This is a genomic window from Ruegeria sp. SCSIO 43209 (genome assembly GCF_019904295.1).
Classification (GTDB): Bacteria; Pseudomonadota; Alphaproteobacteria; order Rhodobacterales; family Rhodobacteraceae; genus Ruegeria.
The window spans coordinates 2,011,261-2,033,067 of record NZ_CP065359.1 but is presented as its reverse complement, the minus strand read 5'-3'; the positions used below and the strand labels follow the sequence as shown (position 1 = coordinate 2,033,067).

The 21,807-nt window shown below is 58.0% G+C and carries 25 protein-coding genes and 3 tRNA genes; 14 read left to right on the top strand and 14 right to left on the bottom strand.

The features are described from left to right. Nucleotides 1–23 precede the first annotated feature (23 nt). Nucleotides 24–107: transfer RNA gene (locus I5192_RS10210), tRNA-Tyr, on the bottom strand. A 116-nt stretch (nucleotides 108–223) separates the two neighbouring features. Between I5192_RS10210 and rlmB the strand changes: the two genes are divergently transcribed. The 5 genes from rlmB (at nucleotide 224) to I5192_RS10190 (ending at nucleotide 3,131) form a co-directional block, all read left to right on the top strand. After that, nucleotides 224–997, top strand: a complete 774-nt coding sequence (gene rlmB, locus I5192_RS10205; protein WP_170401451.1) for a 23S rRNA (guanosine(2251)-2'-O)-methyltransferase RlmB — start codon at nucleotides 224–226, stop codon at nucleotides 995–997. Between the two features lie 12 nt (nucleotides 998–1,009). Then, complete coding sequence (locus tag I5192_RS22490; RefSeq protein WP_255612144.1) at nucleotides 1,010–1,285, top strand: hypothetical protein; 276 nt, start codon at nucleotides 1,010–1,012, stop codon at nucleotides 1,283–1,285. A gap of 175 nt (nucleotides 1,286–1,460) precedes the next feature. Further along, the gene (locus I5192_RS10200; protein ID WP_255611718.1) at nucleotides 1,461–1,832 is read left to right on the top strand and encodes a YHS domain-containing (seleno)protein; all 372 of its coding nucleotides are present in this window, start codon (nucleotides 1,461–1,463) and stop codon (nucleotides 1,830–1,832) included. A gap of 291 nt (nucleotides 1,833–2,123) precedes the next feature. Continuing rightward, nucleotides 2,124–2,594 carry a CoA-binding protein gene (locus I5192_RS10195; RefSeq protein ID WP_170392089.1) on the top strand — a complete coding sequence of 157 codons (471 nt, stop codon included), beginning with the start codon at nucleotides 2,124–2,126 and terminating at the stop codon, nucleotides 2,592–2,594. A 120-nt stretch (nucleotides 2,595–2,714) separates the two neighbouring features. Beyond that, nucleotides 2,715–3,131, top strand: a complete 417-nt coding sequence (locus I5192_RS10190) for a VOC family protein (protein ID WP_170392087.1) — start codon at nucleotides 2,715–2,717, stop codon at nucleotides 3,129–3,131. A 53-nt stretch (nucleotides 3,132–3,184) separates the two neighbouring features. Here I5192_RS10190 and I5192_RS10185 read toward each other — a convergent pair whose 3' ends face one another. The 3 genes from I5192_RS10185 to hisF all read right to left on the bottom strand — a co-directional run bounded on the left by I5192_RS10185 (nucleotide 3,185) and on the right by hisF (nucleotide 4,878). Further along, complete coding sequence (locus I5192_RS10185) at nucleotides 3,185–3,733, bottom strand: hypothetical protein (protein WP_170661969.1); 549 nt, start codon at nucleotides 3,731–3,733, stop codon at nucleotides 3,185–3,187. Between the two features lie 69 nt (nucleotides 3,734–3,802). Further along, nucleotides 3,803–4,120 (bottom strand): phosphoribosyl-ATP diphosphatase, encoded by a 318-nt coding sequence (locus I5192_RS10180; RefSeq protein WP_223116789.1) that lies wholly within the window; start codon nucleotides 4,118–4,120, stop codon nucleotides 3,803–3,805. Continuing rightward, a complete protein-coding gene (gene hisF / locus I5192_RS10175) occupies nucleotides 4,117–4,878 on the bottom strand; it encodes an imidazole glycerol phosphate synthase subunit HisF (RefSeq protein WP_170392081.1) in 762 nt (253 codons plus the stop codon). The genes I5192_RS10180 and hisF overlap by 4 nt, the downstream gene beginning before the upstream one ends. A gap of 120 nt (nucleotides 4,879–4,998) precedes the next feature. Between hisF and I5192_RS10170 the strand changes: the two genes are divergently transcribed. Continuing rightward, a complete protein-coding gene (locus I5192_RS10170) occupies nucleotides 4,999–5,445 on the top strand; it encodes a DUF302 domain-containing protein (protein WP_255611717.1) in 447 nt (148 codons plus the stop codon). 1 nt (nucleotide 5,446) lies between these two features. Here the strand turns inward: I5192_RS10170 and hisA are convergent, their stop codons facing one another. Continuing rightward, the gene (gene hisA / locus I5192_RS10165; RefSeq protein ID WP_170401433.1) at nucleotides 5,447–6,166 is read right to left on the bottom strand and encodes a 1-(5-phosphoribosyl)-5-[(5-phosphoribosylamino)methylideneamino]imidazole-4-carboxamide isomerase; all 720 of its coding nucleotides are present in this window, start codon (nucleotides 6,164–6,166) and stop codon (nucleotides 5,447–5,449) included. Between the two features lie 134 nt (nucleotides 6,167–6,300). Here hisA and I5192_RS10160 point away from each other — a divergent pair, with 134 nt between their 5' ends. Then, nucleotides 6,301–6,702, top strand: a complete 402-nt coding sequence (locus I5192_RS10160; protein WP_170563813.1) for a DUF2147 domain-containing protein — start codon at nucleotides 6,301–6,303, stop codon at nucleotides 6,700–6,702. Between the two features lie 3 nt (nucleotides 6,703–6,705). On the opposite strand, the gene hisH is transcribed toward I5192_RS10160, so the two are convergent. Beyond that, nucleotides 6,706–7,344, bottom strand: a complete 639-nt coding sequence (hisH, locus tag I5192_RS10155; RefSeq protein WP_223116788.1) for an imidazole glycerol phosphate synthase subunit HisH — start codon at nucleotides 7,342–7,344, stop codon at nucleotides 6,706–6,708. Further along, nucleotides 7,345–7,932 (bottom strand): imidazoleglycerol-phosphate dehydratase HisB, encoded by a 588-nt coding sequence (hisB, locus tag I5192_RS10150; RefSeq protein WP_170374919.1) that lies wholly within the window; start codon nucleotides 7,930–7,932, stop codon nucleotides 7,345–7,347. 154 nt (nucleotides 7,933–8,086) lie between these two features. On the opposite strand from hisB, the gene I5192_RS10145 reads away from it, so the two are divergent. Further along, nucleotides 8,087–8,326, top strand: coding sequence for an Lrp/AsnC family transcriptional regulator (locus I5192_RS10145; RefSeq protein ID WP_170325761.1), 240 nt, complete (start codon nucleotides 8,087–8,089; stop codon nucleotides 8,324–8,326). On the opposite strand, the gene I5192_RS10140 is transcribed toward I5192_RS10145, so the two are convergent. The 3 genes from I5192_RS10140 to I5192_RS10130 all read right to left on the bottom strand — a co-directional run bounded on the left by I5192_RS10140 (nucleotide 8,323) and on the right by I5192_RS10130 (nucleotide 9,457). Continuing rightward, nucleotides 8,323–9,189, bottom strand: a complete 867-nt coding sequence (locus I5192_RS10140; protein ID WP_223116787.1) for a GNAT family N-acetyltransferase — start codon at nucleotides 9,187–9,189, stop codon at nucleotides 8,323–8,325. The two genes, I5192_RS10145 and I5192_RS10140, sit on opposite strands and share 4 nt — an antisense overlap. 85 nt (nucleotides 9,190–9,274) lie before the next feature. Further along, nucleotides 9,275–9,349: transfer RNA gene (locus tag I5192_RS10135), tRNA-Gly, on the bottom strand. A 33-nt stretch (nucleotides 9,350–9,382) separates the two neighbouring features. Further along, nucleotides 9,383–9,457 (bottom strand) — tRNA-Gly (locus I5192_RS10130). 149 nt (nucleotides 9,458–9,606) lie between these two features. Between I5192_RS10130 and I5192_RS10125 the strand changes: the two genes are divergently transcribed. Continuing rightward, a complete protein-coding gene (locus I5192_RS10125; RefSeq protein WP_170609401.1) occupies nucleotides 9,607–9,759 on the top strand; it encodes a hypothetical protein in 153 nt (50 codons plus the stop codon). Between the two features lie 6 nt (nucleotides 9,760–9,765). On the opposite strand, the gene I5192_RS10120 is transcribed toward I5192_RS10125, so the two are convergent. Together I5192_RS10120 and I5192_RS10115 are read right to left on the bottom strand one after the other, a co-directional pair. Beyond that, nucleotides 9,766–10,149 (bottom strand): MAPEG family protein, encoded by a 384-nt coding sequence (locus I5192_RS10120; protein ID WP_170401416.1) that lies wholly within the window; start codon nucleotides 10,147–10,149, stop codon nucleotides 9,766–9,768. A 71-nt stretch (nucleotides 10,150–10,220) separates the two neighbouring features. Then, nucleotides 10,221–13,658, bottom strand: a complete 3,438-nt coding sequence (locus tag I5192_RS10115; protein ID WP_223116786.1) for a pyruvate carboxylase — start codon at nucleotides 13,656–13,658, stop codon at nucleotides 10,221–10,223. 293 nt (nucleotides 13,659–13,951) lie between these two features. Here I5192_RS10115 and I5192_RS10110 point away from each other — a divergent pair, with 293 nt between their 5' ends. After that, nucleotides 13,952–16,348, top strand: coding sequence for an ATP-dependent helicase (locus I5192_RS10110; protein WP_223116785.1), 2,397 nt, complete (start codon nucleotides 13,952–13,954; stop codon nucleotides 16,346–16,348). A gap of 3 nt (nucleotides 16,349–16,351) precedes the next feature. Here I5192_RS10110 and I5192_RS10105 read toward each other — a convergent pair whose 3' ends face one another. Both I5192_RS10105 and I5192_RS10100 read right to left on the bottom strand, forming a co-directional pair. After that, on the bottom strand, nucleotides 16,352–16,642 hold the full coding sequence (locus I5192_RS10105) for a DUF1330 domain-containing protein (protein WP_170401405.1): 291 nt from the start codon (nucleotides 16,640–16,642) through the stop codon (nucleotides 16,352–16,354). A 374-nt stretch (nucleotides 16,643–17,016) separates the two neighbouring features. Next, complete coding sequence (locus I5192_RS10100; RefSeq protein WP_170392061.1) at nucleotides 17,017–17,241, bottom strand: DUF1127 domain-containing protein; 225 nt, start codon at nucleotides 17,239–17,241, stop codon at nucleotides 17,017–17,019. Nucleotides 17,242–18,140: 899 nt separating this feature from the next. Between I5192_RS10100 and mraZ the strand changes: the two genes are divergently transcribed. The 4 genes from mraZ to I5192_RS10080 are packed head-to-tail and all read left to right on the top strand — an operon-like array spanning nucleotide 18,141 to nucleotide 21,790. Beyond that, complete coding sequence (gene mraZ, locus I5192_RS10095; RefSeq protein ID WP_170401403.1) at nucleotides 18,141–18,644, top strand: division/cell wall cluster transcriptional repressor MraZ; 504 nt, start codon at nucleotides 18,141–18,143, stop codon at nucleotides 18,642–18,644. Nucleotides 18,645–18,648: 4 nt separating this feature from the next. Continuing rightward, nucleotides 18,649–19,641 carry a 16S rRNA (cytosine(1402)-N(4))-methyltransferase RsmH gene (gene rsmH / locus I5192_RS10090; RefSeq protein ID WP_170422402.1) on the top strand — a complete coding sequence of 331 codons (993 nt, stop codon included), beginning with the start codon at nucleotides 18,649–18,651 and terminating at the stop codon, nucleotides 19,639–19,641. Further along, nucleotides 19,638–20,006, top strand: coding sequence for a cell division protein FtsL (locus tag I5192_RS10085; protein WP_170392057.1), 369 nt, complete (start codon nucleotides 19,638–19,640; stop codon nucleotides 20,004–20,006). The genes rsmH and I5192_RS10085 overlap by 4 nt, the downstream gene beginning before the upstream one ends. After that, a complete protein-coding gene (locus I5192_RS10080) occupies nucleotides 20,003–21,790 on the top strand; it encodes a penicillin-binding protein 2 (RefSeq protein WP_223116784.1) in 1,788 nt (595 codons plus the stop codon). Before I5192_RS10085 ends, I5192_RS10080 begins: the two co-directional genes overlap by 4 nt. The last annotated feature ends 17 nt before the right edge of the window (nucleotides 21,791–21,807 follow it).

Sequence of the window (21,807 nt, the reverse complement as noted above, 5' to 3'; positions counted from 1 at the left end):
GCTCAATTTTTTCGGTGAGTAAGTGGTGGGCGACCCTGGAATCGAACCAGGCGTGCGTCTCCGCGAGGGAGTTACAGTCCCCTGCCACACCTTGCGGCCTGTCGCCCACTGTCAGGCGTTGCACCTGACGTGGAGGCGTGATTACTAGCGCGTCTAAAGGGCGTCAACAGGAAAATACCGCTTTGACGCAGGAAACCGAATTCCCGGCCCGGAGGCCCGTATCATGAAGAAACCAAAGTGGGTCGTTGAGAAGGAACAGGCGCGCAAAGCGGCTGCGGCAGAAACCGTCTGGCTGTTCGGTCTACACGCCGTACGCGACGCGCTGATGAACCCGAAACGGCAGAAGCTGCGCCTGATTGTGACGCGCAATGCCCGCGACAAACTGCTGGAAGCTATTGAATTTGCGGAGATTGTACCCGAGATGGTTGATCCGCGAAAATTCACCGCACCGATTGATCCGGGATCGGTTCATCAGGGCGCGGCACTTGAGGTCAAGCCGCTGGAATGGGGTGGGCTTGCCGAGAATTGTATTGGGCAGGAAAACCCACGTGTGCTGCTGCTGGACCGGGTGACAGACCCACACAACGTCGGGGCGATTCTACGCTCGGCAGAAGTGCTGGGCGCCAGCGCCGTCATTGGCACCCGCCACCATTCAGCGCCCGAGACCGGCGCTTTGGCAAAAACTGCCAGCGGCGCGTTGGAACGACAACCCTATCTACGCGTGCGCAATTTGGCCGATACGATCATCGAGCTGCAGAACATGGGGTATTTAGTCCTGGGTCTGGATGGTGAGGCCGAACAGACGATAGAAGCCACGCTGGGCGACAAGCGTGATCGCCCGGTGGCGCTGGTGCTGGGGGCTGAGGGGCCCGGGTTGCGTCAGAAAACCAAGGAAACCGTCGATCATTTGGTAAAAATTGACGCGGCGGGGGGATTTGGTTCTCTAAACGTCTCAAATGCCGCGGCTATCGCACTATATGCATCCAAACCCAGATGACAGGAGGCCCCCATATCCACTCCACATAAAATTGCCACCTGCTGCTATTGCGGTACCCGTGCCGCATTGGTTCTTCGGGGAAAGCAACAGCACGAGCTGAGTTGCGCAAGCTGTGGCGCACCCCTGCATAATCTCAAGATGGTGCCAAAAGCCAAACTGGCAGATCGGCCGATCAAAAGTTACCAGCCGGCACAGAAGCACAAAAAATACAAAAAGAAGAAAAAGCGGGGTCTGTTCTCAAAGGTGTTGGACGAAGCCTGGGACGTGATCGAAGACGTTTTCGATTAACAACCGCACGCCAGTTCACATCGGCGTCATGGGGGTTTCAGATACGGTTTGAAATATGCATCTTGAAGCCCTCTAACCGCAATCCAGTGAATCACCTATGTTGTCTCGACGTTCCTTCTTGATCAGTCTCTCTTGTACCCCGTTTGCCTCTGTCGTCGGTGCGCAGGAAATGCCCATGTTCTACGTGGACGATGGGATGGCGGTCTCAGGCTATGATGCGGTTTCTTATTTCAAGGCTGGAGCACCAGAGTTGGGTCAGCCCGACATAGCGCTGATGTGGAAGGGTGCGATTTGGCGGTTTGCGTCAGAGGAAAATCGCGATCGATTTGAACGCAATCCGCGCGCCTATGCCCCGCAGTTTGGTGGTTACTGCGCCTATGCGATGGCGAAAGGTCTGCTAAGCAGTACCGATCCCATGGCATGGCAGATTGTGGATGGGCGGTTATATCTGACCCACTCGGAAGCGATCGAACGTATCTGGGAACGCGATGTCACCAATTACATCCGCGAGGCCGAGGGGCATTGGCCTGCGGTTCTTTACCAATAAAGCCTATTGCTCTTGGCTTTAGATCGGCGCGCGGCTTATGTAACGAGCCGTTCTGACCATGATCGCCGAAGGAAATGCGCACGGTTTCATTCGGCGGCATTCCGCCTTTTGTGAAGTGTCATCACAAAAATGCGCGCGACCTCTTTTTTTTAGAAAACTCATGCTTAAATGTCACAGTGACCGCGGAATGGAACTGCCGCGGGTCATTTCACTGTCCCTCGTTCCAACAACTGGCGCTCAGGAGTTTCCTGGGCGCTTTTTTCTTTGCATGCGCTTGCTTATGGTGTGCTCATGAATGACTACTCCGACGATGTTCTGACCCAAATCCTTAGGCGCACCAAAGTGGTTGCGGTGGTTGGGGTTTCAATGAACCCGGTGCGGCCCAGCTATTACGTGGCGCGGTATCTGTCGCTCAAGGGATATCGGGTGATTCCGGTCAATCCGGGCCATGCAGGCAAGATGCTGTTTGGCCAGACGGTGCAGGCTTCGCTGTCCGATATTCCCGAGCCCGTCGATATGGTTGACATCTTTCGCCGCTCCGAGGCCGTGCCACCCATTGTCGACGAGGCGCTGGATGCGTTTCCCGACTTGCGCACCATCTGGATGCAGATCGGAGTTGAACATGCCGAGGCCGCTGCTAAAGCGCAGGCCCGCGATATCGACGTAGTCATGAACCGCTGCCCCAAGATCGAATATCAGCGCTTGTTTGGCGAACTGCGTATGGGTGGGTTTGCGACTGGAGTGATTTCGTCCAAGCTGTGACGGCCCTGACGTTTGTGTCTACGTCCCGGCCTGAATTGAACAGAAATGGTGCATTTGTTGAGGGGGAGGTCCAATTGACCTATACCCATTCAGCAAACCAATAAGACAGGACCATGCGGAATGATTGCTTATGTGACTGTTGGTGTTGACGATATCACGCGTGCCGAGCGGTTTTATTCGGCGTTCCTGCCCGCCCTTGGTTATGCGTTGGAGCGGTATCACGGAGACTTGAGCTATGCGCTGCCAGTGCCGCCGGGGCAATCCCCGGTTCAGCCCGAGTTCTATGTAAAATCACCCTTTGATGGAGGCGCGGCTTCGGCTGGCAACGGGTCCATGGTGGCGTTTGAGGCGCGCACCCAACAGCAGGTTCGCGACCTTCACGCCGCTGCGCTTGCCGCAGGCGGGTCTGACGAAGGCCAGCCGGGCTTTCGCGCCTCGTATGGTCCGAATTTCTATGTCGGCTATCTGCGCGATCCTCAGGGCAACAAAATCGCGCTGTTTTCCAGCAATCCAAACGAGCCTGGGCGCGACGGGTAACGCTTTCGTCGGGTCGCTGTGGCGCTTCGATCGCTGCCCGCAGAAGCTCAGTCTCACAGGCTGGATGCTTGTTCCTGTCGCCGCTTTTCCAGAACCACTTCGCGTGGAACCCACTCGTAACGGGTGTCCTCAACCAGGGGCGACCAGAATAGCACTCCGCCATAGCGCCAGGGATCCAAGACGACGCCTTCGTACATGCTCTCTCCCTTGCGGCTGATAATGGCAGTGCTGTGGTCGATGCGGAACGGGTTATCCGCGTTGGCGATGGCGCGGTGCATTTCCAGAGTGCGGAACTGCTCCTGATCCAGTCGCCGCTCAATATCTTCAGCCCAGTGCCAGCACAGACCACGCGGACGCAGACCCTTGTTGACCTTGGCGTTGTGGATAAGCGGAGGGTCGGTGATCTCGTATTCCTGCGCCAGTTGCGCAGTATAGGCATAGGCGATGCGGGCGGCGCGGGTGGCCTCTTCCGGGTCGATATCGGGGCCGAGGCTTTGGATTTCAGCCGCCAGCCGCTGGACCTCATCTCCGGAAGACGGGGGAGGGGTGGCACAGGCGGCGAGGGTGGCAAGCGCTGCCGCGAACACCAAAGCTCTGATCATCTGCGCGTCCTTTGCCTCAATGCACCCGAAGCCGCAGTATAGCGGGCCGGGTCATCGCACGAAACCCGCTTAGTCTTTTGGTCGGGATGCCTTTTCCGTGATGCCGCTGGTGCCCTGTCGACGGGCCAGTTCGCCCAGCACATCATCCAGCGCAACATCGCGCGCAGCCAGCATCACTAGCAGGTGATAAAGCACATCAGCCGCCTCGGAGGTCAGTTTTTCCCTGTCCCCTTTGGCGGCTTCGATGATTGCCTCAATGGCTTCTTCGCCGAATTTCTCGGCACATTTCTCGGGACCTTTGGCCAACAGCTTGGCGGTCCAGCTGCTGTCTGGGTCTGCCCCTTTACGGGCTTCAATCGTAGCCGCCAGATCGTGCAGAATGCTCATGTCAGCCTCATCGGAATGCCAGCGGCGGCCATATGCTCTTTGGCCTCGTGGATGGTGTATTCGCCGAAATGGAAGATCGAGGCGGCAAGCACCGCGCTGGCCCCACCTTTAGTCACACCTTCGACAAGATGGTCCAGATTGCCCACGCCCCCGCTGGCGATCACCGGCACTTCCACCGCGTCACTGATCGCGCGGGTCAGAGGCAGGTTGAACCCGGCCTTGGTACCATCGCGATCCATCGAGGTTAGCAGGATTTCCCCCGCGCCCTTGGCGACAACGGTTTTGGCAAATTCAACCGCGTCGATGCCTGTTGGCTTGCGCCCGCCATGGGTGAAAATCTCCCACTTGCCGGGGCTGACGGTCTTGGCGTCAATGGCGCAGACAATGCATTGGCTGCCGAACTGATCCGCTGCTTCGGCGATGACGTCCGGATTCGCGACGGCGGCCGAGTTAAAGCTGACCTTATCAGCCCCCGCCAGCAACAGGGCCCGCACGTCATCTTTGGTGCGCACGCCACCACCTACAGTCAGAGGCACAAAGCACTGCTCTGCCGTGCGTTGGACCACATCGAACATCGTGCCGCGGTTCTCATGCGTCGCATGAATGTCCAGAAAGCAGATCTCATCCGCTCCGGCGGCGTCGTATGCCTTGGCCGATTCCACGGGGTCACCGGCATCGCGCAGGCCAACGAAATTCACACCTTTGACCACACGGCCATCGGCGACATCCAAACAGGGAATGATGCGGGTTTTCAGCATGGGCTTTCCTTTGCTCGGGGCACCTGTACCGGCAAAGCCCCGCCGATGCCAGACTTGTGATTGTGATCTGTCGCGAAGCCATGGAAATTAGGGGTGAAATTTATGAAAAGGATTACCCAGATGCGACAACTTCTTTTGGCTTCAATTCTCACATTCGGAGGCGCCCTGTCCGCCATGGCTGACGACATCATCAAAGTGGAAACCAACAAATCCGTGGCCGAGGCGCTGGACGCGCTGGAAGCCGCCGTGGGTAATGCGGGCGCCACCGTGTTTGCCCGCGTGGATCACGCGGCGGGGGCGGAAAAGGTCGGAACGCCAATCCCGGCCAATCAGGTGCTGATTTTCGGCAACCCTGCTCTGGGCACTCCCGCCATGCAGATCGACCCGCGCGCGGGGCTGTTCTTGCCGCTGAAGGTGCAGGCCTACGAAGACGCAAACGGACAGGTCTGGCTGGCTTATGAAGATCCGAAAGAGACGATGGACGAGCTCGACGAAGTAGAGAAATCCCCCATCATCGAAAAGATGCGCGGCGCTTTGGCGAAACTGACCGCCGCCGCTGCTCAATAACTCAGTTCAGGGCGCGAATGGCCTCTTTTAGGTCAATCGCGCCATCATATAGCGCGCGGCCAGAGATCGCGCCGTTCAACTCGACGCCACAATCACGCAGGGCGATCAGGTCGTCCAGTGAGCTGACGCCGCCCGAGGCAATTACCGGAATCGAAACCGCCTGCGCGAGCGCCGCCGTGGCTTCGATATTCGGACCCTGCATCGCACCGTCGCGGTTGATGTCTGTATAGATGATCGCTGCCACGCCAGCGTCCTCGAAACTGTGCGCCAGATCGGTGACCTGTACGTCGGTCTCTTCGGCCCAGCCCTTGGTGGCAACCATGCCGTTTCGTGCATCTATACCGACGGCTACCTTGCCCGGGAAGGCTTTGGCAGCTTCGCGCACCAGATCTGGGTTTTCGACTGCAACGGTGCCCAGAATCACCCGCGCCAGACCTTTTTCGATCCAGGTCTCGATTGTGGCCATGTCCCGGATACCACCACCCAGCTGAGCGGGCACATCACAGGCTTTCAGAATTGCCTCAACGGGTGCCGCATTAACAGGCTCCCCGGCAAAAGCACCGTTCAGATCAACCAGATGCAGCCACTCGCAACCAGCCTCGACAAAGGCGCGGGCCTGCGCAGCAGGGTCTTCGTTAAAGACCGTCGCCTTATCCATTTCACCACGCAGCAGGCGCACGGCGTTGCCGTCTTTCAGATCGATGGCGGGGTAGAGGATCATGTCGGGCGGCCCTATATCACTGTTACACGCGCGGGATATCGCACAGGCAGGGCAGGGGCGCAACGCGACGCTAAGTCATTCTTGCCCGGTGCCGAACGGCAGGTCAGACTGACCGGAAAGACAGGGAGATAACCATGAAGACATATTCTCTTGCAGCGGTCTTCGCTGCGATGGCCACCACCGCCTTTGCTGCCGATCCAGTAGACGGGCTGTGGAAGACCGCTCCGGGCGATACGGGCGGCTATTTGCATGTGTCGATTTCGGAATGTGGCAGCGCCATCTGCGGAACTATCGACAGCGCATTTGATGCTCAAGGCAACCAACAGCTGGAGTACGAAAACCTTGGCAAGCAGATCATCTGGGACATGATCCCCGAGGGCAACGGCAGCTATGACGACGGCAAAATCTGGGCCCCGGATCGCGACAAAACCTATAGCTCGAAAATGACGCTGGACAGCCAGAACAAACTGACCGTTAAGGGATGTGCCGTTGGGGGTCTGGTCTGCCGAGGTCAGGTCTGGACACGGGTTCAGTAAATCTCAGGGCTTCCAGGTCAGGAAATTGCCGATCATCCGCAGGCCAACGTCTTGGCTTTTCTCAGGGTGAAACTGCATCCCAACCATAGTGTCGCGGCCAATCACGGCCGTGACCTCTTGCCCGTAGTCCACATAGGCCAACCGTTGCGTCGGATCCATCACCCGGAAGTGGTAGGAGTGCACAAAATAGGCGTGATCGCCTGATTTTATCCCTTCAAAGACCGGATGGTCGCTTTCCAGAACCAGATCGTTCCAGCCCATATGTGGCACCTTGAGCGCGCTGTCCGAGGGCTCGATCTTCACAACATCACCGGCGACCCAGCCCAGACCGTCGGTCTCAGCGTATTCATGACCCTTGGTCGCCATCAGCTGCATTCCGACGCAGATGCCCAGAAACGGGCGGCCTTTCTGTTCAACGGCTTCAACCATAGAGTCATAGATGCCTTTGTGGCCGCGCAACTCGGCGGCGCATGCCGGGAAAGCGCCATCACCGGGCAGAACCAATCGATCAGCCCGCGCGACAACATCTGCATCCGATGTCACGACGACCTCGCCCGCATCCAGTTCGCGGGCCATCCGTTGAAACGCCTTCTCCGCCGAGTGCAGGTTACCGCTCTCGTAGTCAATGATGGCTGTCAGCATCTACAGCGCGCCCTTAGTCGAGGGAATCGCATCCGCCTTGCGTGGGTCGGTTTCGACCGCATCGCGCAAAGCACGGGCAACGGCCTTGAAAGCGGCCTCGGCAATGTGGTGGCTGTTGAAGCCATGCAACTGATCAATATGCAGGGTGATCCCGCCATGGGTGCTGAGCGCCTGAAAGAACTCGCGCACCAGCTCGGTGTCGAACGTGCCGATCTTTTGCGTCGGCAGGTCCACATTCCAGATCAGGAACGGACGAGCCGACAAGTCCAGCGCACAGCGTACTTGTGCGTCATCCATGGGCAGATGGCACTCGCCATAGCGGCGAATACCCTTCTTGTCCCCTAGCGCCTGCGTCAGCGCCTGACCCAGCGCGATTCCGGTATCCTCGACCGTGTGGTGGTCGTCGATGTGATAATCACCCTTGGCCCGGATCGTCATGTCGATCAGCGAATGGCGCGCCAACTGGTCCAGCATGTGGTCAAAGAACCCGACGCCGGTCTGGTTGTCATACTGGCCGGTGCCGTCCAGATTGACCTCGACCGAAATCTCGGTTTCGGCGGTCTGACGGCTGATCTTAGCGCTGCGCATGGGCGAATTCCTTTTGCTACAGGCGCGCTTATAGACCCGGATGAACGGCCTATCCAGACCGCTTTAAGCCTTCGTCGCAAACTGTTGCAGGGGATTGCACCCGGACGCGGCCCGTGCCAGCCTGCGGGCAACACGAACCAACAAGGCCCGGCCCATGTCCACCTGCGTTTTCATCCAGATCCGTTGCAAACCCGGTACCACCTACAAAGTGGCCGAAGAGATCGCGCTGCGTGAAATCCATTCCGAACTGTATTCCACAAGCGGCGAATACGACCTGCTGCTGAAGCTCTATATCCCCGAAACCGAGGATGTGGGCCATTTCATCAACGAAAACCTGCTTGTGATTCCCAATATCGAACGCTCGCTGACCACGATGACGTTCAAGGCATTCTAGCCGAGTTCGAATGTCGTGATGCCATATATCCGTTCAAGGTCGATGTCTGGCGCGTGACTGGAATACATGCGCCCCGTTTCAAATACCTTGGTCAGCCCCAACTGTTTGGCCAATTCCATGGCTTGTGCGTTTGGATTAGGCTTGTCGATGAATACCTCGGCCTTTGCCTGATCGGCGGGTAGCGTCGTCAGAAGGGAAACCAAAAGCGCCTGCGCGATTTGTGGATTGTTGGCAAACAGAGGCCCGACCTTGTACCCGCTCAGGCAGCGCCGCAACGTTGCATAGCCTTTGATCCGCCCATTTTCCTCAAACACCCGCGAAACGTGGCTGGGTGCCTCCAACCAGCCGCGCAAGAACGTGTCGCGCGCGGCGGGGAACAGGCCTCGGTCATACGACTTTAGATCATCGGTTAGTGCGTTGATTGGACGAACCCGAGTGTCCTCCACGCGACCCAAGGCATCCAGGATGCCGCCGACGGTGCCCGCGAATCGATAATTGTCATACGCCAGTTCAAAGCCGAATTTCCGATAGTTGTCCTGCTGTTCGACCACACCATCCATGCCCATGTTACGATCCTGGCAATGTGCCTTGACCGCTTCGGCGACCTGCAATCCGTATCCCGAGCCGCGAAACTCGGGTCGCACGATGTAGAAGCCTAGGAACGCGTAGGCATCATCGTAGTTCACGGCGGAAGCGGACGCGATCATCTGGCCGTCCAGGAAACCGCCCTTGAATCCTTCGGGGTCCGAACTGCGAAAACAGACCGCGTCGTGCAGCCCGGGGTTCCAGCCTTCCTGTCCCGCCCAATCTACAGCGGTTTGAAGTTCGTCTGCTGTTAAGGCGCGAATGACGTAATCGGACATACCCGCATCTCCGTCGTAATTTCATGTGCAACAAAGATGCCGCAGCAATCGCGAAAGAGCCAGCATGTTCGGAGAGTTTGGTATCTGGAGCGGGCGAGGCGATTCGAACGCCCGACCCTAACCTTGGCAAGGTTATGCTCTACCCCTGAGCTACGCCCGCATCAGATACTTATATGGTCCGAAGACCTCTCAATGGAGCGGGCGAGGCGATTCGAACGCCCGACCCTAACCTTGGCAAGGTTATGCTCTACCCCTGAGCTACGCCCGCGCCGTTGAGTGAGGAGGGATGTATAAATTCCCACACGAGGCTGCAAGCGGAAAAACACAAAAAACAGCAAAAAATCTTTCGACGGAAATTCGGGGCTGCGGTGTTCAAGAGATATAGCAATGAACGAAATAAGGGATTGGGCAGAGGAAATGAAAGATATTGCAGACATTAAAATGGCGGCATTGGCGGCGCTGATTGTTCTTACCACCGTGATCTACAGTCAGAGCGATGAAACACTGGCAGAGGCGCAGCCTAGCCTCCCGCATGCTCCTTTGATCGAGACGCAGGTTTTGACGGGCTAAACGTTCTCATACAGCCAGAACAAGATTCGCCATGGCCGCCAGCAATATGGCCGTAAAGGTCAGACCCATTCCGATCTGGCGCAGGATGATGATCTGTGGGGTCTTGCCAAAACCATAAGCGTGCAGAAGCCTGCCCGCCAAAAGTAACATCCCCAGCAGGTTCACAAGCCAGCCGCCAGCATCTTGCAGTTCGACCATGGCGATAAGCAGCAAAGCAAAGGGAGCGTATTCGGCGCAGTTCGCATGCGTTCGCATTGCCTTGATCATGGCCTTGTCGCCATGATCCCCGACCGATATTTTGCCCACCCGGCGTTGCCGAATGACATTCACGCTGAGTGCGACGTACAGAAATGCGATCAACGCGGCGTAGATCGGGGTGATGGTCAGCATGCGGCCTCCTGATGTTGAAAGGGCCGCCCGGTTCCCCGAACGGCCCTTATTAGCTTAGAAGGCTAAACCGGTTATTCCAGTTCGACCAGCAGATCCTTGGCGTCGATTTGACCTCCGGGCTGGACGTGAACGGCCTTGACCACCGCGTCGCGCTCGGCGTGGATACCTGTTTCCATCTTCATCGCTTCGATGGTCAGCAGCAGATCGCCTTCTTTGACTTCTTGACCTGTGACAGCGGCAACAGTTGCAACGACACCCGGCATTGGCGCGCCGATATGGTTGGGGTTACCAACTTCGGCCTTTGGCCGCTGAGCGGTTGATGCTTTCACCAAACGGTTCGGCACGCGGATCACGCGGGGCTGACCGTTGAGTTCGAAGAACACGCGAACCTCGCCATTCTCGTCCGTCTCGCCGATGGCCTGACAGCGAATCTCCAGCGTCTTGCCGGGATCGATCTCGGCGGTGATCTCCTCGCCCGGCTCCATGCCGTAAAAGAAGGTACGCGTGGGGAGGGTACGGACCGGGCCATAAGTGCGGTGACGGCCCATATAGTCGAGGAACACCTTGGGATACATCAGATATCCGTTCAGGTCCTCGTCATCGATCTCTTTGCCCTCAAGCTGTTTGGACAAATCGGCGCGGGTGGCCTCGAGATCGACCGCTTCGACATGCTTGCCGGGGCGTTCGGTGTTGGGGGCCTCGTCCTTCAGGACCTTCTGGATGATGGTATCGGGGAACCCGCCCGGAGGCTGACCCAGATTGCCGCGCATCATGTCCACCACCGATTCGGGGAAGGCGACATCAGTGTTCGGGTCTTCGACCTGCGCGCGGGTCATGTTCTGGCTGACCATCATCAGCGCCATGTCACCGACCACCTTGGACGACGGCGTCACCTTGACGATATCGCCGAACATCTGGTTCACGTCCGCATACATCTGAGCAACCTCGTGCCAGCGTTCTTCGAGTCCAAGCGAACGCGCCTGTGCCTTGAGGTTGGTAAACTGACCACCAGGCATTTCGTGCAGATATACCTCGGAGGCCGGGGCCTGCAGGCTGGACTCGAAGGCCGCGTATTGGCCACGCACTGCCTCGAAATAGTCGCTGATCTCACGGATGGCCTTGATGTCCAGCCCGGTGTCTCGCTCGGTATGGCGCAACGCCTCGACCACGGTGCCGAGCGTTGCCTGAGAGGTGTTGCCGCTGAAACTGTCCATCGCGCAATCCACCGCGTCCACACCGGCCTCGGAGGCGGCCAGAATGGTGGCGCTTGCAATGCCTGCGGTGTCATGGGTGTGGAAGTGGATCGGCAGCCCGACCTCTTCCTTCAGCGCCCGGATCAGGATCTTGGCGGAGGCCGGTTTCAGCAGTCCGGCCATATCCTTCAGGCCCAGCACATGTGCGCCAGCGTCACGCAGTTCCTTGGCCATTCCGACATAGTATTTGAGGTCATACTTAGCACGGTCCGGGTCCAGAATATCGCCGGTATAGCAAACGGTGCCTTCACAGATCTTGTTGTTTTCGATCACCGCGTCCATGGCGACGCGCATGTTCTCGACCCAGTTCAGCGAGTCGAACACGCGGAACACGTCGACACCCTTGGCCGCCTGACGCACAAACTCCTGCACCACGTTATCGGGATAGTTGGTATAGCCAACCCCGTTCGCCCCGCGCAGCAGCATCTGGGTCATCAGGTTTGGCATCGCCTCACGCAGATCACGCAGGCGCTGCCAAGGGCATTCCTGCAGGAAGCGATAGGCGACATCGAAGGTTGCACCGCCCCAGCATTCGACGCTGAATAGCTGCGGCAAGTTCGCAGCATAGCTAGGTGCTACTTTGATCATATCGATCGAGCGCATCCGGGTTGCCAGCAGCGACTGGTGCCCGTCGCGCATGGTGGTGTCGGTGATCAGCAGCTGACGCTGCGCCTTCATCCAGTCAGCCACCGCCTGCGGGCCTTTTTGCTCCAGCAGGTTGCGGGTGCCCATCTGCGGTTCGGCCTTGGGCGCGGGGGGCCTGGCCTCTTTCAGGTCGGGGCGCGGCATCGGGCGATCCTTGGTTTCGGGATGCCCGTTCACAGTGATGTCGGCGATATAGTTCAGAACCTTGGTGCCCCGGTCGCGGCGTTTCTTGAACTGGAACAGGTCCGGTGTCTCATCGATGAATTTGGTGGTGTATTCATTCGACAGGAAAGTCGGGTGCTTTAGCAGGTTTTCGACAAATGCGATGTTGGTGGAAACACCGCGCACACGGAATTCCCGCAGCGCACGGTCCATCCGCGCAATCGCCTTTTCTGGCGTTGGGGCCCAAGCGGTCACCTTGGTCAGCAGCGAATCGTAATACCGCGTGATCACCCCGCCTGCATAAGCGGTGCCGCCATCCAGACGAATGCCCATGCCGGTGGCCGAGCGATAGGCGGTGATGCGGCCATAGTCGGGGATGAAGTTGTTTAGTGGGTCCTCGGTGGTCACGCGGGTCTGCAGCGCGTGGCCGTTCAGGCGAATGTCGGACTGCGTGGCCTTGCCGGTGGCCTCGATCAGGGTCTTGCCCTCGGCGATCAGGATCTGAGCCTGCACGATGTCGATGCCGGTGACTTCCTCGGTGACGGTGTGTTCCACCTGCACGCGCGGGTTCACTTCGATGAAGTAGAACTTGCCGGTGTTCATATCCATCAGGAACTCGACGGTGCCCGCGCATTCATAGTTCACATGGGCGCAGATACGGCGGCCCAGCTCGCAGATTTCGGCGCGCTGTTCTTCGGTCAGGTACGGGGCAGGCGCGCGTTCCACGACCTTCTGGTTGCGGCGCTGGACCGAACAATCGCGTTCATAGAGGTGGTATATCTCACCGTGCTTATCGCCGAGAATCTGCACCTCAACATGGCGGGCACGGGTAATCATCTTTTCCAGATAGCCCTCACCGTTGCCAAAGGCGGCCTCGGCTTCGCGGCGGCCTTCCAGCACTTTCTCTTCCAGCTCATCCTCGGACAGGATCGGGCGCATCCCGCGTCCGCCACCGCCCCAAGACGCTTTCAGCATCAGCGGATAGCCGATCTCGGCTGCCTCGGCCTTGATGGCTACCATGTCGTCGCCCAACACCTCGGTCGCCGGGATAACCGGAACGTCGGCGGCAATCGCCACTTTCCGAGCGCTGGCCTTGTCGCCAAGCGCGCGCATGGTCTCGGCCTTGGGTCCGATGAAGGTGATGCCGTTCTGAACACAGGCATCCACGAAATCCGGGTTTTCGGACAGCAAACCGTAACCGGGGTGGATCGCATCTGCGCCGCTTTCTTTGGCCACCCGGATGATCTCGTCAATCGACAGATACGCCGCAACCGGTCCCAGATCTGCGCCAATGCGATAGGCCTCATCCGCCTTGAACCGGTGCAGGCCCAACTTGTCCTCCTCGGCGAAGACCGCGACGGTGCGCTTGCCCATCTCGTTGGCTGCCCGCATCACACGGATGGCAATCTCGCCGCGATTGGCAATCAGGATTTTCTTGAAGTCTGTCATTTCAGGTCCCGGTCTTAATGGCTGTGGCCTTGTGCATAGGCGGACAATACGGCCACGTACATATGTAGTTCTGGGTAGAACCGGCATGTTAACGCTCGCAAACGCCGCCCTTTTGCGCAAACTTATTGCACATGCTGCATTGCGGCATCAATCCCTCGTAGAAAAGAGCAGATTATGCCCGTTTCCCCGAAAATCTTCGCTGCGCCCTTTGGAGGGATGATTCTATTTGATTTGAGCGAACAAGCCGTGAACAAACCCTTTCCCTCCGCGCCCATCCGGCGTAGTTTACCGGCATGAGCAGTTTTGACGAAATGGACGCCTTCGAAGGCGCATCGCTGTCGGCGCGGGCGATGCCTGCGACCTCGGCTGAGTACCTCAACGATCTCAACCCGGCGCAGCGCGAAGCGGTTGAGCGGCTGGATGGTCCGGTGCTGATGTTGGCTGGTGCGGGCACGGGCAAAACAAAAGCTCTGACCGCTCGGATCACCCATCTTCTGAGAACCCATCGGGTGCGCGAGAATGAGATTCTGGCGGTGACCTTCACCAACAAGGCCGCGCGCGAGATGAAACAGCGCGTAGGGCGCATGCTGGGTCGACCCGCTGAGGGCATGCCATGGCTGGGCACGTTCCACGCAATCTGCGTCAAGCTTTTGCGTCGCCACGCGGAATTGGTCGGGCTGAAGTCGAATTTCACCATTCTGGACAGCGATGATCAGAAACGGCTGCTGAAACAGCTTACTCAAGCCGCCAATATCGACGATAAGCGCTGGCCCGCACGGATGCTGGCAGGGATCATCGATGACTGGAAAAACCGAGCCCTGACGCCCGATAAGGTGCCTGCCGCAGATGCCGGGGCCTATAATCATAAGGGCATCGAACTCTATGCCCAATACCAGACCCGCTTACGCGAGCTGAACGCGGTGGATTTCGGTGATCTTCTGCTGCACATGGTCACGATTTTTAAGACCCATCCGGACGTTCTGGAGCAATACCAGCGCTGGTTCCGCTACATCCTCGTGGACGAGTATCAGGATACCAACGTCGCCCAATACCTCTGGCTTCGCCTGCTTGCCGGGGGCCACAAGAACATCTGTTGCGTCGGCGATGACGATCAGTCGATCTATGGCTGGCGCGGGGCCGAGGTGGGCAACATCCTGCGGTTCGAAAAGGACTTCCCCGGCGCCTTCGTGGTCCGGCTGGAACAGAACTACCGCTCGACCCCGCATATTTTGGCCGCTGCGTCCAACGTAATTCGTGGCAATGAAAGCCGCTTGGGCAAAGAGCTTTGGACCGACCGCGAAGAGGGTGAAAAGGTCCGTCTGATCGGCCATTGGGATGGCGAGGAAGAAGCACGTTGGATCGGGGAAGAGATCGACGCGATGCAAGGTGGCACGCGCGGTGTGCGGCCGATGAACCTTGATGAGATGGCGATCCTCGTGCGCGCCTCGCACCAGATGCGGGCGTTTGAGGATCGGTTTTTGACCATCGGTCTGCCTTACAAAGTGATCGGCGGCCCTCGGTTCTATGAGCGGATGGAGATTCGCGATGCCATGGCCTATTTCCGGCTTGTGGTCAGCCCCGAGGATGATCTGGCCTTCGAGCGGATCGTGAACACACCCAAACGCGGCCTCGGCGACAAGGCGCAGCAAACGATTCAGGTTGTGGCGCGCGAGAATGGCGTGTCTCTGGTCGAAGGGGCGCGGATCGCGGTCGATAACAGCCTGATCAAGGGCAAGGGTGGCAAGGCGCTGCGCGAACTGATCGACGGGTTGGCGCGGTGGAATGCAATGACGCGTGGGCCTCGGATTGAGGTGGACGATGATACGGTGATTGATGACGGTGTTTCACCGATCCGATACGGCGCGCCCGAGCATTCGCATATCGAGCTGGCGCAGATCGTCTTGGACGAATCCGGCTATACCGCGCATTGGCAGAACGAAAAGACGCCCGAGGCGCCGGGGCGGCTGGAAAACCTTAAGGAACTGGTCAACCAGCTGGACAATTTCGAGAACCTGCAGGGGTTTCTGGAGCATGTCAGTCTGGTGATGGATAACGAGCAGGACAGCGACGGGGCCAAAGTCTCGATCATGACGCTGCACGCGGCCAAGGGGCTGGAGTTTCCCGCGGTTTTCCTTCCGGGGTGGGAGGATGGATTGTTCCCCTCTCAGCGTTCGATGGACGAATCCGGTCTCAAAGGCCTCGAAGAAGAACGAAGGCTGGCCTATGTCGGTATTACCCGCGCAGAAGAAGTCTGTACGATTTCCTTTGCAGCCAACCGACGGGTGTTTGGACAATGGCAGAATTCGATGCCGTCCCGGTTCATTGATGAGTTGCCCGAAGATCACGTGGAAGTGCTGACACCTCCGGGGCTCTATGGTGGTGGTCAGCAGGCAGCCGGGATCGAAACCCGCGCAGCCGAGGCGAATGTCTATAACTCTCCGGGCTGGAAGCGGATGCAGGCGCGGCAGGGTCAATATGGCATGTCTCAGCCAAAAGAAAGCCGGAATACTGTGATTGATGCGACCGCCGTGGCCAGCTTTACGCTGGGCGAGCGAGTGTTTCACCAGAAATTCGGCTATGGCGCAGTGATCGGCATCGAAGGTGATAAAGTCGAGGTCGATTTCGACAAGGCAGGGGTTAAGAAAGTGGTCTCGCGCTTTCTGACCAACAAGGATGACGTGCCGTTCTGAAGCTTACAACCCTTCGACCAGCACAAGATTCGCCGTCGCCGTTTTTTGCCTGATCTTAGCCAATTCGACATAGTCCGGATCGTCCTTCCACGCGTTTGCGGCAGCCATATCCGGAAACTCCATCAGGACGATCCCATCTTCTTCCCAACTGCCTTCGATCACTTCAACGGGTTTTGAGGATACGGTCAGAAGCCTTCCGCCATGCCGGTCAAAGATCGGCATGAATCCTTCGAGGTATTTCTGGTACCCATCCGGGTCATGAATGGAAATCTGGGCGATGAAATAAGCGGCCATGGGAGACTCCTGACAAATCGTTCACGACCCCAGCCTACATCTTGTGCGCAAAAAACGAAAAACGGCGGTTCCCAGGGAGGAGGAGGGGAACCGCCGTTCTTTTCTACATCAGGGCAGGGAGGAGGAAGCCCCGATGTATCCGAACCCGGGTTTGATCCCGGTATGAGGAAGACGCGGCGACGTCAGGGAGGAGGAAGACGTCGCCGCGCGCTTTCAACATCGAGGCAGGGAGGAGGAGAGCCCCGATGTATCAGGTTCCGGCGGTCAGGGCCGGTATTAGGTGCGGCAACGTCAGGGAGGAGGAGAGACGCTGCCGCTAAAATACAGGTCCGAAAGGGAGGAGGACGGACCTGATCTCGGTGTTCTTGTTGCGCTTACCGCGCGATCTGCTCTTCGGTGGCCTGTTGGGCCAGCCGGCGGATCATCGAGCGGTGCAAGCCCAGATCAGCCAATTCCCGATCTGACAGTCCCGACAATTCGTTGACTGTCTGACGGTACAGGCGATAACGAGCAACCCGGGTTTTCACGGTCTCAACCAGCGTTGAGATTCCATTTGCCGGTGTGCCTTTCAGAGCCGTTTGTGTGCTTGCGACTGCCATCTTCATGATCCGTTCATTCTTACTGTTGCCGGCATCGTCCGGCGTTTGCTTGAGACTGAAGATAGGCAAATGCTGCGATTGCACAATAGTTCGCGTCGTCAATGCTGCTATGCAGCAAATGCATGGATTGGCAGGATAATCCGGTACGCCCCAATAATTGCCTTTAAAATACTGGTTTTCACGTGTGGTTGACGTTTCGTGTGTCCAGACCCTGTGATGGTGACCGCTTATCTATTGAGCGGAATTGGTGTTTGTTTGGGCATGTTGTGTCAACTCAAGAGGGGCAAATCTTCTCACGGCAGGTCCGGCGCCTGGGGTGATGGCGCTATGGGAAAGCATGGGGCGACTATGGGAAAGGCCCTGTAAAGGGACCGCGATTCGTCCTCTTCGGCTGTCATTCATGAGTGTCTGCGCCAAATAATCCATAATTCTGAAAATTATTGGGAATTCATGGGAGGAATAATTTAGGCGTCAATTCTTACATATTTAGTGTTGGTGAGCATCAGGGGCACAATTTGTGGCATATTTGATCCAAGTTTCGATTGTATTAGTCTTGATCTGAAGTCTGCATCAGGCCTCCATATGCAAATTTCCTATTGATTTCCATGAATTCCCATGGCATCCCTTGTGTACCCGATGAGGGCGAGGACAGTTAAGGGGCGCCAAACGACCCCGAACCAAAAATACAAAAACAGGTTTCATACAGGCATCTCGCTTTCATCACTTAACAGATCCGGCGCGCGGGCGAGCAGACATCCCCCCAGGTGGCGCGCGCAGCTGGACATCCCGCAAAGCGGGTCAATGCGGCGGGTTGATCAGTGGCAGCAGATCAACCCGCCGTTTTACTTCCGGGGGAACGTGAATTTTGAGGTGGGGCGCAAGCGAAAGGGACAGTCGTCTTGGCGCGCAGGTTTAGAGGCGAAAGCCAGCATAAGGTGGATACGAAGGGCAGGGTCTCGATCCCGGCCTCGTTTCGTCGTGTGCTTGAGGCCTCGGACCCCAGCTGGCAACCCGGTGACAATCCTGAACTCGTGATTGTCTATGGCGACCACCGCCGCAAATACCTTGAATGTTACACCATGGAAGCGATCGACGAGGTGGATGCCAAGATCGATGCGCTGCCACGTGGCTCGATGCAGCGTCGGATGCTTCAGCGGATGTTCCATGGTCAGTCCTTCCCGACCAATGTGGACGAAACGGGTCGTTTGGTGCTGCCCGCAAAGCTGCGCAACAAGATCGACCTTGAAAACGAGGCGTTCTTTATCGCCGCCGGTGATACCTTCCAGATCTGGAAGCCCGAGACATACGAGGCCGAGGAACTGGCCACGACCGAGGAATGGCTGGACGATCTGCCGGATGATTTCGATCCGATGCAGTATCTCGATGGCATCGGGGATGGGTGACGGCATGGCCGGCGCTCAGACCTCATCGGACAAACCTCATATCCCCGTACTGCTGCGCCCGTTGCTGGCCGCTGTGGCGCCGGTATCCGGTGCCTGGCTGGACGGCACATTCGGCGCAGGCGGCTATACTCGTGCATTGCTGGAGGCCGGGGCCGAGAAAGTCATTGGCGTCGATCGCGACCCACTGGCATTTGAAATGGCCGCTGACTGGGCTGGGGAATATGGTGACCGGCTGGTGATGCAGCAGGGCGTGTTCTCTCGCATGGATGATTATGCAAAGGACCTGGATGGCGTGGTGCTGGACCTTGGTGTCTCATCCATGCAGTTGGATCAGGCTGAACGCGGTTTTTCCTTCATGAAAGACGGTCCGTTGGACATGCGGATGAGCCAAGATGGTGAAAGCGCAGCTGATCTGGTGAATGCGGCAACCGAGACGCAATTGGCCGACATCCTGTTCCATTTCGGGGAGGAACGCGCCAGTCGTCGTATAGCAAAGGCCATCGTCAAGGCGCGGGCCGAAGAACCGATCAAAACAACTCTGCGGCTGGTCGAGATTATCGAATCCTGCCTGCCGCGCCCCAAACCGGGCCAATCGCACCCGGCGACGCGCAGCTTTCAGGGGCTAAGGATCGCGGTGAACGCAGAATACGAAGAACTGTTTCAGGGGCTTATGGCCGCCGAGCGCGCTTTGAAGCCGGGGGGGCAACTGGCCGTTGTGACTTTCCATTCCATAGAAGACCGGATGGTGAAGCGGTTCTTCCAATCGCGCGCGGGCAAAACCGGACGCGCCAACCGTTATGCGCCTGAGATGGAGCAGGAGAAGCCGCAATTCACACTCAAGACCCGCAAGGCCGTTGGGCCGGATGAGCAGGAACTTGAAGAAAACCCACGTGCACGCTCGGCAAAATTGCGTGTCGCGATAAGAACGGATGCCCCGGCAGGGGAAATTGAGGCCCGGGCCATCGGCATGCCGCAATTGGGGGGAAGGGCAAGATGAAGAGTATTCTGTATGTGTTGACTGCACTATCCGTGTTCGGGCTGGCGCTTTGGGCTTATCAAGAGAACTACCGCACGCAGCAGGTGCTGAAGGAAACGCAGTCGCTGCAAGGCCAGATTGGTATGGCGCAGGCGCGACTCGCCGTGCTGAATGCTGAATGGGCCTATCTAAACCGGCCTGATCGTTTGCGTGAGCTGGCGGACTTGAATTTCGAACGTCTCAGCTTGCTGCCTCTGCGGGCTGAGCAGTTTGGTCGCGCCGATCAGATTTCCTATGGCGAGGACCCGGATCTGCCCATCGTCGACCCGCTTGAAATACAGGACGTCACTGACATTCAGGCACTGATCGAGGTGCAGGTTCCATGACCCGCACACCACTTCGCCCTCTGGCCCGTATCCTCGACGCCCGTGCAAAGGGTGAAAACCCCAAGGCGATTGAGAGAGAGAACATCCGCAAACGCCACGAAGACATGAAAGACCGCGCCCGCGCACGCGCCGAGGGCCGCCTGTTGGTGTTGGGTCTTTTCTTCTTTTGCGCCTTTTCGATCGTAGGCTTTCGTATGGGCGTTCTGGCGACATCCGAGGCGCAAGAACCATTGGCAAGTGCGCCGGGGGCCTCCATCGCCATGCAACGCGCCAATATCGTGGATCGCGAAGGCCGTATTCTGGCGACCAATCTGGACACCTATTCTGTCTATGCGCAGCCACCGCTGATGATTGACCCGATCGCCGCAGCCGAGCAACTGGTCGCTATTTTCCCTGATCTGGAAAAAGAGCGTTTGGTCAAAGACTTCACCGGTAAGCGAAAATTCCTGTGGATCAAGAAGCGCATCTCGCCCGAGCAGAAGCAGGCGGTGCATGACATCGGAGATCCCGGCATCCTGTTCGGCCCGCGCGAAATGCGGCTATATCCCAATGGCAGACTCGCGGCGCATATTCTGGGCGGCTCGGGCTTTGGCCGCGAAGGTGTCAGCGCAGCTGAGGTGATCGGCGTAGCTGGCGTCGAAAAACAGTTCGACGGCTATCTGCGCGACCCGGCCAACGGCAACAAGCCGCTGCAACTGTCGCTGGATCTGACCGTTCAAGCGGCGGTGGAACAGGTGCTTTATGGCGGCATGAAGATCATGAACGCCAAAGGAGCCTCGGCGGTTCTGATGAACGCCCATACGGGCGAGGTCGTCTCGGCCGCGTCGTTGCCGTCTTTTGACCCCAATGACCGTCCGCGCCCACCGACCTCGGGCTTCGATCCCTCGGACAGCCCGCTGTTCAATCGCTACGTACAGGGTGTCTATGAGCTGGGTTCGGTGTTCAAAATCTTCACCGCCGCGCAGGCGGTGCAGCTAGGTCTGGTGAACTCCAACACCATCATTGACACTTCCGGCCCAATGAAAATCGGGCGCTTCCCGATTGGCGAGTTTAACGGCAAGAATTATGGTGAGATCAGTGTCTCGGATGTAATCAAATACAGCTCGAACCGAGGCACCGGGCGGCTGGCCTTGCAAATCGGGGCCGACCGGCAACAGGATTTTCTGAACGCGCTAGGCATGTTCGACCCAACCCCATTCGAGATTGTCGAGGCCAAGGGCGGGCAACCGCTCAAGCCCAAGAAATGGGGCGAGTTGAGCACCGTGACGATTTCTTATGGCCACGGCCTTTCGACCAGCCCCATGCATCTGGCCGCTGGTTACGCAGCGATTGCCAATGGCGGGTACTATGTCAGCCCCACGATCTTGCGCCGCAATGGCCCGCAATACGGCCCTCGCGTGATGTCCGAAAACACCGCCAAGCAGGCGCAAAATATGCTACGCAAAGTGGTCACGGATGGCACCGCCAGCTTTGGTGATGTCAAAGGGTACGACGTGGCGGGAAAAACCGGTACTGCCGATAAACCCAAGCCGCGTGGCGGGTACTATGAGGACAAGGTGATTGCCACCTTCGCCACCATCTTCCCGGCTTATGATCCGAAATATGTGCTAATCGTCACGCTGGATGAACCGTCCATCGTAGCCTATGGCGAAAAGCGCCGCACGGCGGGTTGGACTGCCGTTCCCGTTGCTGCCGAACTGATTGGACGGGTGGCGCCGCTATTGGGTCTCAGACCCCGGCTTGAGCCTGAGGCGCGCGCTGCTATAACGCTGACCTCAAATTAGGCTGTCCAGCGAAAGGT

Coding starts and splice junctions, on each gene's coding strand:
- rlmB (WP_170401451.1), top strand. CDS start 224: ATGAAGAAACCAAAGTGGGTCGTTGAGAAGGAACAGGCGCGCAAAGCG.
- I5192_RS10200 (WP_255611718.1), top strand. CDS start 1,461: ATGTTCTACGTGGACGATGGGATGGCGGTCTCAGGCTATGATGCGGTT.
- I5192_RS10195 (WP_170392089.1), top strand. CDS start 2,124: ATGAATGACTACTCCGACGATGTTCTGACCCAAATCCTTAGGCGCACC.
- I5192_RS10190 (WP_170392087.1), top strand. CDS start 2,715: ATGATTGCTTATGTGACTGTTGGTGTTGACGATATCACGCGTGCCGAG.
- I5192_RS10185 (WP_170661969.1), bottom strand. CDS start 3,733: ATGATCAGAGCTTTGGTGTTCGCGGCAGCGCTTGCCACCCTCGCCGCC.
- I5192_RS10180 (WP_223116789.1), bottom strand. CDS start 4,120: ATGAGCATTCTGCACGATCTGGCGGCTACGATTGAAGCCCGTAAAGGG.
- hisF (WP_170392081.1), bottom strand. CDS start 4,878: ATGCTGAAAACCCGCATCATTCCCTGTTTGGATGTCGCCGATGGCCGT.
- I5192_RS10170 (WP_255611717.1), top strand. CDS start 4,999: ATGCGACAACTTCTTTTGGCTTCAATTCTCACATTCGGAGGCGCCCTG.
- hisA (WP_170401433.1), bottom strand. CDS start 6,166: ATGATCCTCTACCCCGCCATCGATCTGAAAGACGGCAACGCCGTGCGC.
- I5192_RS10160 (WP_170563813.1), top strand. CDS start 6,301: ATGAAGACATATTCTCTTGCAGCGGTCTTCGCTGCGATGGCCACCACC.
- hisH (WP_223116788.1), bottom strand. CDS start 7,344: ATGCTGACAGCCATCATTGACTACGAGAGCGGTAACCTGCACTCGGCG.
- hisB (WP_170374919.1), bottom strand. CDS start 7,932: ATGCGCAGCGCTAAGATCAGCCGTCAGACCGCCGAAACCGAGATTTCG.
- I5192_RS10145 (WP_170325761.1), top strand. CDS start 8,087: ATGTCCACCTGCGTTTTCATCCAGATCCGTTGCAAACCCGGTACCACC.
- I5192_RS10140 (WP_223116787.1), bottom strand. CDS start 9,189: ATGTCCGATTACGTCATTCGCGCCTTAACAGCAGACGAACTTCAAACC.
- I5192_RS10125 (WP_170609401.1), top strand. CDS start 9,607: ATGAAAGATATTGCAGACATTAAAATGGCGGCATTGGCGGCGCTGATT.
- I5192_RS10120 (WP_170401416.1), bottom strand. CDS start 10,149: ATGCTGACCATCACCCCGATCTACGCCGCGTTGATCGCATTTCTGTAC.
- I5192_RS10115 (WP_223116786.1), bottom strand. CDS start 13,658: ATGACAGACTTCAAGAAAATCCTGATTGCCAATCGCGGCGAGATTGCC.
- I5192_RS10110 (WP_223116785.1), top strand. CDS start 13,952: ATGAGCAGTTTTGACGAAATGGACGCCTTCGAAGGCGCATCGCTGTCG.
- I5192_RS10105 (WP_170401405.1), bottom strand. CDS start 16,642: ATGGCCGCTTATTTCATCGCCCAGATTTCCATTCATGACCCGGATGGG.
- I5192_RS10100 (WP_170392061.1), bottom strand. CDS start 17,241: ATGGCAGTCGCAAGCACACAAACGGCTCTGAAAGGCACACCGGCAAAT.
- rsmH (WP_170422402.1), top strand. CDS start 18,649: ATGGCCGGCGCTCAGACCTCATCGGACAAACCTCATATCCCCGTACTG.
- I5192_RS10085 (WP_170392057.1), top strand. CDS start 19,638: ATGAAGAGTATTCTGTATGTGTTGACTGCACTATCCGTGTTCGGGCTG.
- I5192_RS10080 (WP_223116784.1), top strand. CDS start 20,003: ATGACCCGCACACCACTTCGCCCTCTGGCCCGTATCCTCGACGCCCGT.